Source organism: Pontibacillus chungwhensis (assembly GCF_030166655.1).
Classification (GTDB): domain Bacteria; phylum Bacillota; class Bacilli; order Bacillales; family BH030062; genus Pontibacillus.
In genome coordinates this window covers 1,869,145-1,885,752 of the sequence record NZ_CP126446.1, presented here as the reverse complement: position 1 = coordinate 1,885,752, position 16,608 = coordinate 1,869,145, and the positions used below count along the sequence as shown (strand labels likewise).

At 40.5% G+C, this 16,608-nt stretch carries 17 protein-coding genes; 1 reads left to right on the top strand and 16 read right to left on the bottom strand.

Translation table 11 applies throughout. The features are described 5' to 3' along the window. Nucleotides 1–286 precede the first annotated feature (286 nt). Nucleotides 287–1,957, bottom strand: coding sequence for a DAK2 domain-containing protein (locus QNI29_RS09760; RefSeq protein WP_231416306.1), 1,671 nt, complete (start codon nucleotides 1,955–1,957; stop codon nucleotides 287–289). 36 nt (nucleotides 1,958–1,993) lie between these two features. Beyond that, complete coding sequence (locus QNI29_RS09755; protein ID WP_188656032.1) at nucleotides 1,994–2,356, bottom strand: Asp23/Gls24 family envelope stress response protein; 363 nt, start codon at nucleotides 2,354–2,356, stop codon at nucleotides 1,994–1,996. A gap of 304 nt (nucleotides 2,357–2,660) precedes the next feature. Between QNI29_RS09755 and rpmB the strand changes: the two genes are divergently transcribed. After that, nucleotides 2,661–2,849 (top strand): 50S ribosomal protein L28, encoded by a 189-nt coding sequence (rpmB, locus tag QNI29_RS09750; RefSeq protein WP_231416305.1) that lies wholly within the window; start codon nucleotides 2,661–2,663, stop codon nucleotides 2,847–2,849. 107 nt (nucleotides 2,850–2,956) lie between these two features. Here the strand turns inward: rpmB and spoVM are convergent, their stop codons facing one another. From spoVM to QNI29_RS09680, 14 genes are all read right to left on the bottom strand, one after another. Then, on the bottom strand, nucleotides 2,957–3,037 hold the full coding sequence (gene spoVM, locus QNI29_RS09745) for a stage V sporulation protein SpoVM (protein ID WP_019376515.1): 81 nt from the start codon (nucleotides 3,035–3,037) through the stop codon (nucleotides 2,957–2,959). Between the two features lie 40 nt (nucleotides 3,038–3,077). Continuing rightward, complete coding sequence (locus QNI29_RS09740; RefSeq protein WP_231416304.1) at nucleotides 3,078–3,746, bottom strand: thiamine diphosphokinase; 669 nt, start codon at nucleotides 3,744–3,746, stop codon at nucleotides 3,078–3,080. 127 nt (nucleotides 3,747–3,873) lie between these two features. Beyond that, nucleotides 3,874–4,527 carry a ribulose-phosphate 3-epimerase gene (gene rpe / locus QNI29_RS09735; protein ID WP_231416303.1) on the bottom strand — a complete coding sequence of 218 codons (654 nt, stop codon included), beginning with the start codon at nucleotides 4,525–4,527 and terminating at the stop codon, nucleotides 3,874–3,876. Nucleotides 4,528–4,530: 3 nt separating this feature from the next. Then, nucleotides 4,531–5,412, bottom strand: a complete 882-nt coding sequence (gene rsgA / locus QNI29_RS09730) for a ribosome small subunit-dependent GTPase A (protein WP_231416302.1) — start codon at nucleotides 5,410–5,412, stop codon at nucleotides 4,531–4,533. Further along, on the bottom strand, nucleotides 5,413–7,479 hold the full coding sequence (pknB, locus tag QNI29_RS09725) for a Stk1 family PASTA domain-containing Ser/Thr kinase (RefSeq protein WP_231416301.1): 2,067 nt from the start codon (nucleotides 7,477–7,479) through the stop codon (nucleotides 5,413–5,415). It lies immediately after the preceding gene. After that, the gene (locus QNI29_RS09720) at nucleotides 7,479–8,234 is read right to left on the bottom strand and encodes a Stp1/IreP family PP2C-type Ser/Thr phosphatase (RefSeq protein WP_231416300.1); all 756 of its coding nucleotides are present in this window, start codon (nucleotides 8,232–8,234) and stop codon (nucleotides 7,479–7,481) included. Before QNI29_RS09720 ends, pknB begins: the two co-directional genes overlap by 1 nt. 293 nt (nucleotides 8,235–8,527) lie before the next feature. Next, on the bottom strand, nucleotides 8,528–9,877 hold the full coding sequence (gene rsmB / locus QNI29_RS09715) for a 16S rRNA (cytosine(967)-C(5))-methyltransferase RsmB (protein WP_231417552.1): 1,350 nt from the start codon (nucleotides 9,875–9,877) through the stop codon (nucleotides 8,528–8,530). Next, nucleotides 9,870–10,817: a methionyl-tRNA formyltransferase gene (gene fmt / locus QNI29_RS09710; protein WP_231416299.1), complete on the bottom strand. Its 948-nt coding sequence runs from the start codon at nucleotides 10,815–10,817 to the stop codon at nucleotides 9,870–9,872. Before fmt ends, rsmB begins: the two co-directional genes overlap by 8 nt. A gap of 16 nt (nucleotides 10,818–10,833) precedes the next feature. Continuing rightward, nucleotides 10,834–13,245, bottom strand: a complete 2,412-nt coding sequence (priA, locus tag QNI29_RS09705) for a primosomal protein N' (RefSeq protein WP_231416298.1) — start codon at nucleotides 13,243–13,245, stop codon at nucleotides 10,834–10,836. After that, nucleotides 13,242–14,447, bottom strand: a complete 1,206-nt coding sequence (gene coaBC / locus QNI29_RS09700) for a bifunctional phosphopantothenoylcysteine decarboxylase/phosphopantothenate--cysteine ligase CoaBC (RefSeq protein WP_231416297.1) — start codon at nucleotides 14,445–14,447, stop codon at nucleotides 13,242–13,244. The genes priA and coaBC overlap by 4 nt, the downstream gene beginning before the upstream one ends. 50 nt (nucleotides 14,448–14,497) lie before the next feature. Continuing rightward, nucleotides 14,498–14,698: a DNA-directed RNA polymerase subunit omega gene (gene rpoZ, locus QNI29_RS09695; protein ID WP_231416296.1), complete on the bottom strand. Its 201-nt coding sequence runs from the start codon at nucleotides 14,696–14,698 to the stop codon at nucleotides 14,498–14,500. Further along, the gene (gmk, locus tag QNI29_RS09690; RefSeq protein WP_231416295.1) at nucleotides 14,695–15,315 is read right to left on the bottom strand and encodes a guanylate kinase; all 621 of its coding nucleotides are present in this window, start codon (nucleotides 15,313–15,315) and stop codon (nucleotides 14,695–14,697) included. The genes rpoZ and gmk overlap by 4 nt, the downstream gene beginning before the upstream one ends. 10 nt (nucleotides 15,316–15,325) lie before the next feature. After that, nucleotides 15,326–15,589 (bottom strand): extracellular matrix/biofilm regulator RemA, encoded by a 264-nt coding sequence (gene remA / locus QNI29_RS09685; protein ID WP_036778562.1) that lies wholly within the window; start codon nucleotides 15,587–15,589, stop codon nucleotides 15,326–15,328. Nucleotides 15,590–15,677: 88 nt separating this feature from the next. Further along, on the bottom strand, nucleotides 15,678–16,559 hold the full coding sequence (locus tag QNI29_RS09680) for a YicC/YloC family endoribonuclease (protein ID WP_231416294.1): 882 nt from the start codon (nucleotides 16,557–16,559) through the stop codon (nucleotides 15,678–15,680). Nucleotides 16,560–16,608 lie beyond the last annotated feature (49 nt).

The following is a 16,608-nucleotide window of genomic DNA, read 5'->3' as shown; positions in this document are numbered from 1 at the left end:
GTTTAGATGGGGCCGTCTTCACTGACTAGTGCTTAGGGTGTATGGGGAAGCGAGTGATTTCCCGAACCACCTTACGCTCAGACTAACGCTAACGGAAACATACTCACTTTCCGGCACTCCATATTAGGGACTAAAATGTAACGTGTAAAAAATCAACAACCAACTTTAACACAGCCAATTTTTAAGAACCTCCATATAAATGGCATAAGTAAAATAAAAAGCAGTCCGATTGAAGAGCCACGCGTCTTGCTCCCTTCCATCGAACTACTTCATCTTCTTCAACCTCTTATTCAACAGAGAAAATAAAGGAATAGATCGGTTGATTACCCTTATAAACTTCTACTTCGAGGTCCTCAAAGTTTTCTTCTAAGAAGCTTTCAAGCGCCTCTACTTCTTCTGAAGTGGCGTCCTCACCTTGCAGGATGGTGAGAATTTCATCTTCTTCTTCATCAATCATGTCTCGAAGAAGTTGTTTTGCAGCTTCAAGTTTATCCTGATGGGTAGAAGAAATGCTACTTTCTAAAATGCCCATGAAATTCCCTTTTTCAATCGTCATTCCATCAATCTGGGTGTCACGTACAGCATACGTTAACTGACCTGTTTTAACGGAATTAGCAGCTTCCTTCATTCCTTCTTGATTATCTTCAATCGATTGTTCCGGATGGAAGGCAAGCAGTGCACTCATACCTTGTGGAACCGTCTTTGTCGGAACCACGACAACATGATCATCAGCAAGCTCCGCAGCTTGTTCAGCTGCCATTACGATATTCTTGTTATTCGGTAGTACGATGACTTTTTTCGCATGTGCTTCTTCAATTGCATTTGTAATGTCTTGTGTACTTGGATTCATAGTTTGTCCACCTTCAATGACAACAGTAGCTCCAAGACTTTCAAACATTTCTTTAATGCCACTACCCATCGCAACGGTTACAATCGCGAAGTCAGCCTTTTCTTTCTTCACAGGCTGTTCTTTCTTTTGTTCACCTACAATAGAAGTGTGCTGTTCACGCATATTCTCAATCTTCATATTCACAAGACTTCCGTAACGTTGTCCTAGTGTTAAGGCGTCACCTGGTGTTTCAGCATGCACATGGACTTTGATGAGTTCTTCATCAGAAACTACAAGCAACGAATCACCAAGTTTGCTTAAGTCTTGTCTGAATGCTTCTTCATCATAAGGGTGTTGAGATAATTTCTCTTGTTCGAATTTCACCATAAATTCAGTACAGTAACCAAATTCAATTTCATCTGTACTCATATAGTCCTGAGCAAGTTTATGGTGTTCGGCATTAACCATATCATTCATAGTTGGTCCGGCTTCGTTTGTAGCTGGCAATTCCTCACCTTTTAAATTAGCTAGGAATCCTTCATAGATCGTAACTAGACCTTGGCCACCACTATCCACTACTCCAACTTCTTTCAGAACAGGTAATAGCTCTGGAGTACGCTTTAAGGAAGATTTTGCGTGGTTAATCATCTCTTCCATAAAGACTACAATGTCTTCTTCCTGCTCCGCAATTTTGTAAGCGGCTTCAGCAGAATCTTTAGCAACGGTAAGGATCGTTCCTTCTACAGGTTTCATTACGGCTTTATAAGCAGTCTTAACACCCTGGTTCATTGCTTCTGCAAAGTCAACTGTTGTAATGGTTTCTTTATCTTCAATAGCTTTCGAAAAACCTCTGAAAAGTTGGGATAAGATAACACCTGAATTTCCGCGTGCCCCCATCAACAAACCTTTCGCTAAGCTTTTTGCTACTTCACCGACATGGTCAGCTTGTACATTCCTTACTTCATTCGCTCCTGATGTCATTGATAAATTCATATTTGTACCTGTATCTCCATCTGGAACAGGGAATACATTAAGAGCGTCGATCATATTCGCATTGTTTGTTAAATGGTTTGCTCCGGAGAGCACCATTTCTGCAAACGTTGCTCCATCTAACGTCCTTATCGTCACTCCGACTTCCTCCTTCATCATCCACTAACTTGTCAATTAATCATTTGAAACACGCACACCCTGAACGTAAATATTTACAGAGTCTACGGACAAGCCAACTGTTTTATTTAATGTATATTTCACTTGTGATTGTACATTAGAGGCAACCTCTGAAATCTTTGTTCCATAGCTTACGATAATATACATATCAATATGTGTTTCTTCTTCTTCCTGACGCACGATTACTCCGCGAGCGAAGTTTTCTTTTCGCAGTATTTCAGTAAGGCCATCTTTAATTTGATTCTTTGAAGCCATACCTACAATTCCGTAACATTCTACAGCTGCACCACCTGCAACGGTAGCAATGACTTCGTTTGTAATGGTTACATGACCAAAATTTGTATTTAAATCAATGGACATATTGGATCCTCCTTCGTTCTCTTCCATACTTAACGTCATTTTACTATAACGAGACTGAATTTAAAAGTACTGGTTGTCTGGAAGAAATCCGACACAAATTGCAAAAAACTACACAAAAAGAAAAGCTTCTTGTGTAAAAGCTCATGAAAACCCTATTTAACAATGGACGAAAACATTTTATCTGTCAAGTGACTTTTCTTGATATATTTCGTCAAACCTGTTGAAATCTTCATGGCTGTATGATAAATTAAATAAGTATTTGAAGATATACATGAAAGCTTTAGTGCAAGTAGGAGGGAAAATTATGAGTCGTAAATGTGTCGTTACAGGCCGTAAAACAACTACTGGAAACAACCGTTCACACGCTATGAACGCTAGTAAACGTCAATTTAAATCAAACGTACAAAAAGTACGTGTTATGATCGATGGTAAACCTCAAAAAGTTTACGTTTCAACACGTGCTCTTAAATCCGGTAAAATCCAACGCGTTTAATCGCTACCCATTTTACCATACAAAAAAAGCACCCTTCGGGGTGCTTTTTTTGTATTTCACAGATAAAGGATTACAACGAATAAGAACATTTTAGACGCCGTACGCCGTTAGTCTTTTTTGAAGGTACCTATGATGACGCGCACGAAACCACCAATGAAGCGTGGGAGTTTAATGGTATAAAATTTCAACTGGTCCCCCTCCTCTAACATACAATGACCTTTCATAGCCTTAGGACTTCCTGGATTCACTTAGTACATCTCGGCTCTTTATTAGTAATAGTATGCCATGCTCAAATGAAAAAGTACCTTTTTCTGAAATAAGCTTATTCGACACACACAGCGTAGAGCCCCATGGAACATAGGCATTTTCTAAAGGATAATAAAAACCGCCTAGTGTTAATCCACGTACTTCAGGAGTGAATGGGATAAAAGAAATATTGGGGTAATCAGGGTCATTGAAAACCTCATGCCTTCCTGGTGATTTACATTCAACCCAATTTCCTTTATCAATCACAACTCCCTTGATCCCCTGATTCTCAAGAGGTGCAAGAATCTGCAAATTAGTTAAAGCATGATCAAGCCTTCCCCCAGTAACTCCAAAGAAATAAATAACCTCCGCTTCCAAGGATAAAGCTTTACGAACTGCAATCTCTAAATCCGTCTCATCTTTTTCAGCAGGGTGTTTAGTAAATTCCTTTGATGAATGTTTAATTTCTTCTAACTCTTCTTTCGATACAGAATCAAAGTCTCCAACGGCATAATCAGGGGAGATGCCTTCATTCACAAGGGTGATAGCTCCGCGATCTGCCCCAATCCAAGTAAGTTCCTCTTCCTTATATCGGTGTAACGCAGGGATATGTTCACCTGGCCCTCCCCCAACAATTGCGATTCCTTTCATGATTACACCCTTTCTACAGTCTATGAAAAAAGGCTGAGCCCATTCCTAAAGGGTCAGCCTTTTTTATCGACTTGTTCATTTTAATCGAAGTCAGGAAATGCCTCATCCCGACCACGTAAGAAAAGAATTAAACGCGAGAAGCCAACAACGCTTGAATGGCTTCGCCTCGATCTTCTTTATTAAAAACTGCACTTCCAGCCACAAGAACATCTGCCCCTGCTTCTACACACGTGTTGGCTGTCCCTTCTTTAACTCCGCCATCAACTTCAATTTCAAAGTGATAGCCATTCTCTCCTCGAAGGCTTGCTACTTCTTTAATCTTAGGAACCACACTTTCAATGAACTTCTGACCGCCAAAACCAGGGTTTACAGTCATAAGAAGAACTAAGTCAACATCTGCTAGAACCGGTTTAATCATCTCTACAGGAGTAGCTGGATTAATGACAACCCCAGCCTTGACTCCTTCTGACTTAATTAGCTGGATGGTGCGATGGAGGTGCGGACAAGCCTCCTGATGAACTGAGATAATATCTGCTCCAGCTGAAGCAAACTGAGCAATATACTGGTCAGGATTCTCAATCATTAAATGAACATCAAGCGGCAAGTTCGTATGTGGTTTAATCGCGTCTACAATGAGTGGTCCGATTGTAATATTTGGAACAAAATGACCATCCATTACGTCCACGTGTACATACTCGGCTCCACCTTTTTCTATATCTTTGATTTCTTCTCCTAACTTTGCAAAGTCAGCAGATAATATCGATGGTGCAATTTTCGTCATAACTTAATACCTCGGCTTCCTATTTTGTATTTCTTCTAAGAACTGTAAGTAATGTTCATAGCGGTAAGTTGGAATTTCACCTTCTTCTACGGCTGCTTTAACTGCACATTTTGGCTCTTTATTGTGTAAACATCCTCGAAATTTGCAATATTCACCGTGCTCACGCATTTCAGGAAAACAATCCGGCAATTCGTCATATTCTAATTCTTGAAACTCAAGAGAGCTAAACCCTGGAGTATCTGCAATTAATCCTCCATACATTTCGATTAATTCAACATGACGGGTCGTGTGCTTCCCTCGTCCAAGGCTCCTAGAAATATCATTTGTTTCAAGATCAAGATGGGGCTTAAGGGAATTTAACATGGAAGACTTTCCAACTCCTGATTGCCCTGCGATGACGGTTGTTTTCCCTTCCAAATATGGGGTAATATCTTGTAAACCATCTTCCTCTTTTGAGGAGCCAATAATTACGGTATACCCTAACTTCTCATAGTCCCTTTTATAAGAGGCTAATTTCTCGAGCTCTTCTTCATCTACAAGATCCGTCTTTGTTAATACAATAATAGGGGTAATATTTTTGGATTCGATCAGCACCAGGAAACGGTCCATTAAAATGGTTCGAAATTCTGGCTCTACAACAGAAGCTACGATCATAGCCTGGTCAATATTTGAGATAGGAGGACGGACTAATTCATTCTTTCTTTCGTCTATATCTAGAATATAGCCTTCTTCATTCTCATCCATCTCAAAAGAAACGTTATCTCCCACTAGTGGAGTGATCTTTCGCTTACGAAAGTTCCCTCTTCCTTTACATGGATAAACAGAATTTCCATCCTGCACATAATAAAAGCCACTGAGCGCTTTTACAATTTTGCCCTTTAACATCTATTCAGCTTCACCTTCTTCATAGGATACTTCTTCTTTTTTCACCGTATCACCGTCTACGTCTACTCTGTAAGTAGCGGGTGAACCTTGTTTCACCCGTAATGGGATCGTGAATGTTTTCGTTTTCGTAATTGTCTCATCAATATATGGCGTATCCATCGTTTCATTTTCATCATCGATATAGATTTTAACCGTTTTCTCAACAGGGGCTTGTGGTTGTTCATTCTGCTCGCCTTGCCCCCCGTTGTCTTCCCCGGTAGTACCTTCTGACTGATCGTCATCTTGAGTAGAATTTTGTTCGACTTCTACCGTATATTCCTTCGTTATAGTCTTATATGAAGGGGGCTCTTGTCCTTTTGAAACCCATACTTTCACGGTTGAGCCTACCACAACTTCTTGATTAGCAGAGGGCTCTTGTCGAATAATTTGACCTTTAGGAACCGATGTACTAAACTCTTGCCCAGCTTCTTCTAGCTTAAGTTTATCTCCTAAAGTTGACTTGGCTTCCTCTATAGAGCTTCCTGTCACGCCCGGAACATCAATTTCTTCTGGACCACTACTAACCCTAAACACGACAGGTGTTTCTTCTGGAAGAACCATTTCCCCTGCTATTGGATTAGCATTAGAAATAATCATACCTTCTTCGTATTCAGATGAATTCTCGAAGTTTGGATAAATATTTTTGTACCCTTTCTCCTCTAATTCTTTCTTAGTTTCCTCGTAAGATGATCCTGCGTAATCCTTAAATTCTTCTTTCTCCTTGCCTAAACTAGAGTAAACCGTTATTTCAGAACCTTCCTTTACGGTTGAACCAGCTTCCGGTTCGGTCCGAATGACCTTTCCTTCTTCTACTTCATTAGAATTCACACCTTCACGGTTAACTTTCAAGTTAAGCTCCATTAGCTGACTAAGGGCTTCCTCGTACTCCAACCCGCTTACATCCGTCACTTCAACGTCATCCGGTATCATGAATGCCGGAATAAGAAATAAGGCCAAGACCCCTGCTCCAATTAAAGTGAATAAAATTCCAAAGACCCACCCTTTCCACTTCCGCTTTTTCTTTGACGGCTGCTTTTCGGGGGATTCGGGCTCAGAGTTAGCTCTAACTTCCGTATGGTCGGTCTGGTGTATAATAGTATCCTCTGTTCGTTCAGATTGATAAGCATCATTCGTAATAATTGGAATTGCTTTAGTGACTTCTTCATCATCGTCTAAAGGAACCGAAAATTTAGGCTCATCTTGCCTTTCAGGAAGCATGGCTGTTTCGATGTCTTCATCGATTTCTGATATTTCTCCGTACCTATGAAAAGGGTCTTTCGCCGTTGCCTTTAATACAATATTCTCCACACTTTGAGGCACGTTTGGATTCCATCTTTTCATGGAAGGGGTCTCACTCTGCAAGTGTTTCAAAGCTATGGAAACAGGCGATTGCCCAGAAAATGGGAGGCGTCCCGTAAGCATTTCGAACAAGACAATTCCAATAGAATAGATATCAGACTTTTTGGTCGCCATACCCCCTCTTGCTTGTTCAGGGGACAGGTAATGAACCGAACCTAAAACGGAGTTGGTTTGCGTTAATGATGTCGCACTTAAAGCCATCGCAATACCGAAATCCGTCACTTTTACTTGTTTGTATTCATCAATTAATATATTTTGAGGTTTAATATCTCTGTGTACAATATGATTATCATGAGCATGGGTAATGGCGGCTGTAATTTGTTTCGTAATATCAAGAGATTCTTGAACATCGAGGGGGCCATATGACTGTATGTACTGCTTTAATGTCATCCCATCTACATACTCCATTACCATATAATAGATATGTTCTTCTTCACCCACATCATATATGTTAACTATATTAGGATGTGACAAACTCGTTGCAGAATGCGCTTCTCTTCGAAACCTGGCTATAAATTCGTCATCGTTAGCGTATTCTAAACGAAGTACTTTGATAGCTACGTCACGGTTCAGGATTGTATCTCGCCCTAAATAGACGTTCGCCATCCCTCCGCCACCAATCGTTTCTTTAATCTCATAACGATCATTCAAGAGATGTCCATTAAGCATTAAGACACACCCTCTTCCGCTGGTGCATCATGATGAACGAGCACTAACGAAATATTATCTTCTCCCCCGCGCTCATTTGCAATGGTTACAAGTTTTTCAGCCGCTTTCTCAAGAGGGAGGGGTTCTTGTACAAACTCAACAAGCTCCTCATCTGCCATTTTATTAGATAATCCATCTGAACAAAGTAACAACTTATCGTCTTCTTCCCAGATGACTGTATTAATGTCTACACTCGTTTCGGACTCTGTACCAAGCGCTTTTAATAAAACGTTTTTTCTTGGATGGTGTTCAGCATCTTCTTTAGAAATTTGACCGGCTCTTACAAGTTCATTAACCAAAGAGTGATCTTCAGTTATTTGCTTAAAGCCAAACTCATTAGAAAGATAGCAGCGGCTATCTCCAATATGAGCAACAGAAACGAATTCTTGTGTACAAATAGCTGCCACAATGGTTGTGCCCATCCCTTTGCATTCTTCATGATTTAGAGCATATTGGAATAATTCTTGGTTCACACTTTTAACAGTCTCTTGCAGCCAACTTTCTGCTTCTTCTGCTGTAGAGATTGGTTGAGCATCAAACCACTTGTTATGTAAAGAAGTCGTTGCAATATTACTTGCTACGTCTCCAGCTCTATGCCCACCCATCCCGTCTGCTACGACGGCTAACACCTGACTATGTTGGTTAAAGAAAATTCCCCCAGCATCCTCATTATGGCTCCGGACTTGTCCTTTGTCCGTTAAAAAATAACCATTCATGGGTTTCACCTCGTCTCTAAATTAAAACTGAATACGATAGAAGCTAATGAAGGCTTCTATCCGTTTTTAATTCCCGTTCATTACTTGTCAGTTTACCATTCTTAAAATGAGAAGTCTTTAAACTGACTACCCATTTTCATCCAACACATAAACTTTTAGCAGAAGCGCTTCATCCAGAAAGCATTTCTACGAATCTCTATTGTTGCATTATCATCTTTTACAAAAAATTCCCCTTTTGAGTACCTCTTAATCATAGGTACCCAAAAAGAGTCGAAATATTTTTATAATACTTCTTATTGTTTGCGCTTAAGGCGTGTTAAGAAGAACCCATCCGTATCAAAGTCTTGAGGGAAAAGTTGAAGGCCCCATTCACTGATACCAGGGAGATCCTTACATTCTTCAGGTAATTCATTAAAGAAAGCTTTGTCCACTTCAAAATCAGGATGACGGCTTAAAAAAGATTGGATGACTTCTTCGTTCTCCTGCCGATCTACCGTACAAGTGCTATATACTAGTGTACCATGTTTTTTCATTAATGCGCTGACGGATTCAAGAAGCTCTTTTTGAATAGCAGATAATGAATCAATATCGTCTTCTGTTTTCGAATATTTAATGTCTGGTTTACCCCTAACAACACCAAGGCCAGAACACGGAGCATCTAATAGTACCCTGTCAAACGATTCAGCCCCGATTAACTCAGGAAGGTGTCTCGCATCTGCCTGGGCTGTGGAGATATTCGTTAACCCTAGCTGGTTCGCCTTTTCTGCTACGAGCTTTACTTTCTTCTTGTGAAGATCAAAAGAAGCTACCTGACCTGTATTGTTCATCTTCTCAGCTATATGAGTCGATTTCCCACCAGGAGCACTACAAGAATCAAGCACATGCATGCCCTCTTCTAGGTTCATCATTTCAGCGACAAGCATTGAACTTTCATCTTGAACGGTTACGCCGCCCTCTTTAAAAATGGAGTGGTGTAGAATGTTACCTGAGAAAATGATAATCCCTTGCGGAGAAAGAATCGATTCTTCGCAGTCAAATCCATCTTCTTTTAGCGTCTCCATCACTTGATCTCTTGAGAAACGTGTTGTATTCACACGAACAGACATTGTCGGTCTTTCGAGATTCTGTCGGCACATTTTAGCCGTTTCTTCAAGGCCATACATGTCACTCCAACGTTTGACCATCCATTTGGGGTGACTTGTTTCAATGGCAACTCGTTCAATAGGGTCATCAATCTGATCAAGAGAGGGCACTCCCTTTCTTTGAAGGTTTCTGAGCACTCCATTTACCATTGAAACAATGCCCTTATGTCCGCGTTTCTTCGCAATCTCGACGGCTTCATGAATAATAGCATGGTCCGGCACACGCTCTAAGTAAACCATCTGATAACAGGACATATAAAGAAGCCAAAGCACCCAAGGTTTTAACTTCTTCTTATTCTTGACAAATGGTGTGATGTAGTAATCTAACGTATCCTTTCGTTGGATCGTGCCGTAAACAATTTCCGTTAATAAAGAGGTATCTCGATCGGAGAGACCTCTTTTTTCGATTGTTTGATGAATTAAAAGATGGCTATATCCCCCATTTTCACCAACACGACTTACAATATCTAATGCTGCGTTTCTAAGAGCCATTTCACTCATTTTCTTCACCTAGTAGGTCCCCTTTTTGAAGGGATTGACCTGCCCCTCTTAGAAAGTCACCTGCACTCATTCGTTTTTTCCCAGAAGGTTGGATATCTGTTAATTTAATTCCCATGCCGTTTCCGCAAACGACTACAAATCCATCTTCATCTAAACGAACTACTTCCCCTGGCTTTCCAGCAAAATTGTCTTGAACTTTAACTCCCCACCAAACTTTCATGGGCTTACCGTTCCAAGTTGTAAACGCTACAGGCCATGGGTGTAACCCGCGTATGTGATTGTAAACCGTCTCCGCATCTTGATTCCAATTAATACGTTCTTGCTCACGTTTTATATTAGAAGCAAACGTTACCTGACTTTCATCCTGTTTAACAGGCGTGATCTTACCATCCAGTAATTCAGGTAATGTGTCGTGCAAGAGTGCTGCCCCCACTTCTGAAAGCTTATCGTGAAGGGTACCAACGTGGTCTTCCTCTTCAATCGCTACTGTACGCTTTGAAAGAATGTCCCCTGCATCTAGGGCTTCTACCATATACATAATAGTGACACCAGTTTCTTTCTTACCTTCAAGTATAGAGTAGTGGATCGGCGCTCCTCCTCTTAGTTCAGGGAGAATCGATGCATGGACGTTTATACAGCCATACTCCGGCACCTCTAATAATTCTTTTGGTAAGATTTGACCAAATGCAGCTGTGACAATAAGGTCTGGATTATACTCTAATACATCTTTATATTCATGCTTGATCTTTTCAGGCTGAAGAACAGGAATATGGTGCCGCTCTGCTTCTACTTTAACAGGTGGTGGCGTCATTTCCCTCTTTCTCCCTTTCGGTCGGTCTGGCTGGGTGACTACAGCCACCACATTATATTGATCTGCAATTAATTGTTGTAAAACGGGTACAGCAAAATCAGGCGTCCCCATAAATACGATACGCTTCATTTCAACATCTCCTTTCTTACATTAGCTGGTACGGTTGAAAATCGATTGTGAGCTGCAAATCCTTTTGTTGAATAGCGTCCTCATATATTTGAAATAGTCGATTCATGACCTTGTGTAATGTAGGTTCATCTCTATATTTTATCATGCATTGATATCGATATCTATCTTTGATCCTGGTCAGCGGTGATGGTGTAGGACCTAAAATAATCGCTTGATCCGATAGGTGATCACGCAAGAATTGCACCATCTTCTGCGTTACATCCATTGTGTACAAATGGTTAGGATGAGATACAGTTAAAAGGGTCAAAAAGTAATAAGGAGGATAACGGAACGTTTTCCTCATTTTCATTTCCTTCTTATAGAAAGCTTCGAAATCATACTGACTTGCCATTTCAATACTGTAGTGCTCAGGTGTATAACTCTGGACAATAACCTCACCAGGTAGCGTATGTCTTCCGGCACGGCCACTAACCTGAGTTAATAACTGAAACGTTTTCTCTGAGGAGCGAAAGTCAGGAAGGTGTAGCAATGAGTCTGCAGCTAAAACGCCAACAAGGGTTACGTTGCCAAAGTCCAACCCCTTAGCAATCATTTGAGTCCCTAATAAAACATCCGCTTCCTTCTCCGCGAATTTCGTTAACAATCTTTCATGTGAACCTTTTCGACGAGTTGTATCTACATCCATTCGAATAATTCTGACCTCAGGTATGAGTTGTTGGAGAGACTCCTCTACTTTTTGAGTTCCAGTACCGAAGTAGCGAATGGTATCACTCTCACAGCTCGGACATGTCTTTGGCATAGGCTCTTCATGGGAACAATAATGGCACTTTAATCGTTCTGCTTTCCTGTGATATGTCAAAGCAATATCACAATGAGGGCATTCTTTGACCTCTCCGCAATCTCGGCACATGACAAATGTAGAATACCCACGTCTATTTAGAAAGAGCACGACCTGCTCCCCTTTTTGAATGCGGTCTTCTATTTTCTCTCGAAGCTTAATTGAGAACATCGACCGATTTCCAGCATGGAGTTCCTCTCTCATGTCGACAAGCTCGACTTCTGGCATGCTGGCATTGTTCATTCGCTTTTTCAATGTCAGAAGTTGATAGACATCTTTTTGTGCCCTTGCGAACGATTCGAGGGTTGGAGTCGCACTTCCTAGTACAACAGGGCAATTATGATACTTTCCTCGCTCAATGGCTACATCCCTGGCGTGGTATCTCGGATAGTCTTCTTGCTTATAACTAGATTCGTGTTCCTCATCAATAATAATAATGCCGATCTTCTCAAAAGGGGCAAATATAGCGGAGCGAGCCCCCACAGCTACCTGCACCTCTTTTCGTTGAATCTTTCTCCACTCATCAAACTTTTCACCTGCAGATAAGGCACTATGTAGTACGGCCACTCTTGAACCAAAACGTCCTTTAAAACGCTCTACCATTTGAGGGGTAAGGGCAATTTCAGGGACAAGTACAATGGCTTCACGACCTTCATCGAGCACCTGTTGAATGGACTGAAGATACACTTCTGTCTTACCGCTCCCCGTTACACCGTGAAGAAGAAAGGGCACATGTCGTTTCTCCTCAATTGAAGCGAGAACAGGTTCAATAGCTTCTTGCTGCTCCTCAGTTAAGGGAAAAGGCTGGGTCCTTTCATACTCTCTTTGTTCATAAGGATCACGATACACTTCTTTTGAAACAGTCTTCAAAATTCCTTTTTCAAGCAATGGCTTTAAAGAGGCTCTTGTTGTCTTCAATTCTTCTAGTAAAGCTTTTTGCAAAATTTCATCCGGATAATCAATAAAATATGCAAGTATTAAACGTTGTTTCTTAGCTTGTTTAGGAGTGTCATGATAGATCTCTTCTAAGTGATGCGGAGGCACAGCAGGCACAATATACATTTCTTTTTTCTTTGTTTCTTTGCCCTTTACTTTGTAATGAACCTCTACGACGCCTTCTTGAATATACTTTTGAAGCTTAGAATACGTCATAGGAGAAGCTTCAATTTCTTCATAAGGGATAACGCCTCTTCCCCCAAATAAAGGATCTAATTCTTCTGGTATAGAATCTTGTTCAGCCAAAAGCCAGAGCTCTTTCTCATACTTCGCTTTCAGCAATTGAGGGAGCATAGCTTGGTAAGCTGAAACATAGAAGCAAAGCGTTGACTCTGAGATCCACCTGCCAAGTTGTATAAGTTCAGGGGTTAAGACTGGTGTTAAATCCATCACATCTTGTATATATTTTAAGCGGCTAAAACTGGTCTGATCTGTCACCTGTAAGACAAACCCCATGATCTTTCGCGGCCCAAAAGGTATAATGACGCGCATACCAGGAGTTACGACACCCATAAGGTGCTCTGGTATTTTATAATCAAATGGACGATTGGTTTGACTTGTAGGCACATCTACAATGACTCGTGCAATATTCACTTCTGACCATCCTTTAGCTCATCTGACACCTGAATTAAAATTTTGTGCGCTACGTCTTCTTTTGATTGAAGAGGAAGGCTCCATTCTAACCCATGTTTATTTAAGTAAGTTACGACGTTTGTGTCTGCACCAAAACCAGCTCCTGCTTCAGCTACATTGTTCACAACAATCGCATCCGCATTCTTTTTAGCGAGCTTTTGCTTCCCGTAATGTATCGGTTCATTGGTTTCTGCTGCAAATCCAACTACAAATTGATCCGTTTTAACCTTCCCAATCTCACCTAAAATGTCTTTAGTACGCTCCATCTCAATCGATAAAGGCCCTTCTTTTTTCTTCATCTTTTGATCATGAAACACAGCAGGACGATAATCAGCTACAGCGGCAGTCTTAATGACAACATCTACATTGTCTAGTTCTTTCATAACCGCTTCATACATTTCTTGAGCTGACTCGGTCTGAATAACCTTTATACCACTAGGTGGATCAATTGTCACAGGGCCTGAGACAAGGATGACGTTAGCTCCAAGCTCTCTAGCTTTTTGCGCAAATGCATAACCCATTTTTCCTGTTGAAAAGTTTGTAAAGAACCGGACAGGGTCCACCCTTTCACGCGTTGGTCCCGCTGTAACGAGAACCTTCTTACCTTTAAGGGGAAGTGAGAGACTTTCTTGCTGCTCCAATACTGAGACAATGGTTTCAGGTTCTTCTAATCGACCCTTCCCAACATACCCACAAGCTAAATAACCTTCACCAGGTTCTATAAAACGATAGCCATATGTTTCGAGTTTTTTTAAATTGTTTTGAACAGCGGGGTGGGCATACATATGCACGTTCATAGCGGGTGCTACATACACAGGAGCCTCACTTGCTAATAAGGTTGTCGTAAGCATGTCATCAGCTATCCCATTTGCAACTTTCCCTATAAGATTGGCTGTAGCAGGGGCAAGAATTATCAAATCAGCCCAATCGGCTACATCAATATGTGAGATTTGTTCAGGAATCTTTTCATCAAATGTATCAGTATAAACCGGATTTCGTGACAATGCCTGAAACGTTAAAGGCGTGACGAACTCTGTTGCACTGCTTGTCATAATGACGGTGACATCTGCACCCGCTTGGACAAGTTTACTCGTTAAAGCACAAGCTTTATAAGCCGCTATACCACCTGAGACACCTAAGACAACCTTCTTTCCTTTAAGCATGATTACCCATCCTTCCCATCTACATAAAAATAACAACCTTAGTAAGGTTGTTATTCTTCGTGTTTATAATGAAGTTTGCCTTCTTTAATTTCTTCAAGTGCAATCCCCACGTATTTCTTTGAATCAAAAGAGTCAATTAAATACTTGTTTGTTTCTTGCATTTGACGTGCTCGTCGAGCTGAAATCGTTACTAACGTATACTTTGAATTAATGGATTCCATAAGAGAATCAATGGATGGTTCTAACATCATGAATCATCACGCTCCAATGCTTGTTTGTATTGTTTAGCTACTCGATCTCGCTTGCAGTGTTCACTTCTTACAATGGACTGAACGGTATCTACCGCACGATCAATTTGATCGTTGACTACTACATAATCGTAATAATCCATCATTTCAATTTCTTCTTTTGCTGCTGCTAAACGATTTCGAACCAATTCTTCTGTTTCTGTACCGCGACTAATAATGCGGTCTTTTAATTCCTCAAGACTTGGTGGGATTAAGAATACAAAAACTCCTTGAGGGAAGTTTTCTTTCACCTGTAATGCGCCCTGGACTTCAATTTCAAGGAATACATCATTACCAGCTTCAAGTTGTTGTTCAACATAATCTTTCGGCGTTCCATAATAATTTCCCACGTACTGAGCATATTCAATCAACTTTTTATTCTCGATTAGCGTTTCAAATTCCTCTTTACTCTTAAAGAAGTAATCAACACCATCTACTTCCCCTTCTCGTGGAGATCTGGTTGTCATCGAAATAGAATATTTCAGATCTGTATCCTTTTCAAAAAGAGACTTCCTTACTGTCCCCTTTCCAACTCCGGAAGGACCGGACAAAATAAATAAAATCCCTTTCTCGTCTATCACAATAAAGCTCCTACCCTTCTTCTGACATATCGTCATGACTTGTAACGCGTCCACCCACAGTTTCAGGTTGAACAGCTGATAACACAACATGATCGCTGTCAGTAATAATTACCGCACGCGTCCTGCGGCCGTATGTAGCATCTACCAATTTATTATTATCCCGAGCAACGGTTATAATTCTTTTGATTGGCGCTGATTCTGGTGACACGATGGAAATGATACGGTTTGCGGAAACTACGTTACCAAACCCAATATTGATTAGTCGTAAGCTCAATGTGGCTCCTCCTTCATCATCTAAAAACCATTCAATAGTACATATGAATACTATAATTATATGAAAAATTTTATGATAAACTCAATCATTATTCAACATTTTGTACTTGTTCTTTTATTTTTTCTATTTCACTCTTTAATAATACTACCCATTCACTAATTTTTGAATCCGTTGATTTAGAGCCTATTGTATTGGTTTCCCTGTTCATTTCTTGAACGATGAAATCAAGTTTGCGTCCGATGGAATCGTCTACATCTAAAGTTGTAACAAACTGATCAGTGTGACTATACAAACGCGTAATTTCTTCTGCTATATCACCTTTTTCAGCTAGTAACCCTACTTCATGGAGGAGTCGTGATTCCTCTAATGGAAGGGCTTGTTGAGCATATTCTTCAATTCTTGATTTAATACGCTCCTGTGTTTCTTGTACAACTAATGGTCTTCGACTTCTTAAATCTTCCACAATCGTAGCGACCTTATTCAAGCGGTCCTTAAGGTCCTCTTGTAAGGCCTCTCCTTCTCTCACACGCATTGAAACCACTTTCTCAGCAGCTTCATTCACACATGAAAGAATAACTGATTCCATACGGTCTTCGTGTTCCTCTAACTCTTGAATAGTAAACAGATCTTCGAGCTTCGTCAAGACATTTACCGAAATTTCTTCTTGTAAACCATATCGTTCTTTCGCTTCTTTTAATTGCTGTATGTATTGATCGAGTAGCTCCCAGTCTGTTTTCACTTGACGTTTTGTAAGCGCATTTCCTTCAATCGTAATAAATAATTCAACACGTCCTCTTATGAAAGGATGCTGTAATGCTTTTTTGATTTTCTCTTCAAGATAAAGGAGAGACCTTGGCATCTTAGGGGTAATATCTAAAAAACGATGATTTACCGTCTTTATTTCAACTGTAATGCTCGTTTCTTGGATTGTCCTACTACTTCTTCCATAGCCAGTCATACTTCTAACCATACCATCCCACCTCTTATTAAAGATTATATCCTATTCTAACATACCCAAG